This is a genomic window from Grimontia marina (assembly GCF_900060185.1).
GTDB classification, from domain to species: Bacteria; Pseudomonadota; Gammaproteobacteria; order Enterobacterales; family Vibrionaceae; genus Enterovibrio; species Enterovibrio marinus.
Genome location: NZ_FIZY01000247.1, coordinates 1 through 607, shown reverse-complemented (window position 1 = coordinate 607; position 607 = coordinate 1). Strand labels below are relative to the sequence as shown.

The following is a 607-nucleotide window of genomic DNA, read 5'->3' as shown; positions in this document are numbered from 1 at the left end:
CAAATTAAAACGCCGCAACTCTTGCCAGCCATCGTTTACGCGGCAGCAATTGGAATGAGTGTGAGCTTAGCGCAATATTTGCCGACTTTGATGCTCGGCGCAGGAAGGATCGCCACTATTACTACCGAAGCCGTTGCACTCTCAAGTGGCTTTGACCGCAGAGTCACCGCTATCTATGCCATTTGGCAAGCCCTACTGCCTTTGATTTTTTTCACCTTGGCGATTGTGATCAGCCGACTACAAATTCATCGCCGTACCATCAACCCTATCGTTAAAAAAACTGCCCGCAAGGAAGCCATTACTCATGATGTTCTGCCTCGAAAACCTCGCCATCCATAAACAAAATGGTGAAGTTCTCTTATCGGATTTAAATATCACCATCTCCCCTGGTGAAATTGTTAGCTTAATGGGGCCGAGCGGCTGCGGAAAGTCAACGCTACTTAATGCAATTGCTGGTCATTTGGGGAGGGATTTTAGCTTCCAAGGCAGAGTCATACTGGACGATGTCGACATCACTTTGCGGCCTGCACATCAGCGGCAAGTCGGTATTTTATTTCAAGATGATCTGCTCTTCCCACATCTGACGGTTTGGCAAAATTTAGCTTTT

1 protein-coding gene and 1 pseudogene are annotated in these 607 nt (G+C 47.1%); both read left to right on the top strand.

Going from position 1 to position 607, the window contains the following annotated elements:
- Positions 1-339, top strand: a pseudogene (locus tag GMA8713_RS26240) (thiamine ABC transporter permease); the annotation flags it as partial.
- Positions 305-607, top strand: a 303-nt coding sequence (locus GMA8713_RS26235) for an ATP-binding cassette domain-containing protein (protein ID WP_157515823.1), incomplete at its 3' end; no start/stop codon positions are given. The pseudogene GMA8713_RS26240 and the gene GMA8713_RS26235, both read left to right, overlap by 35 nt.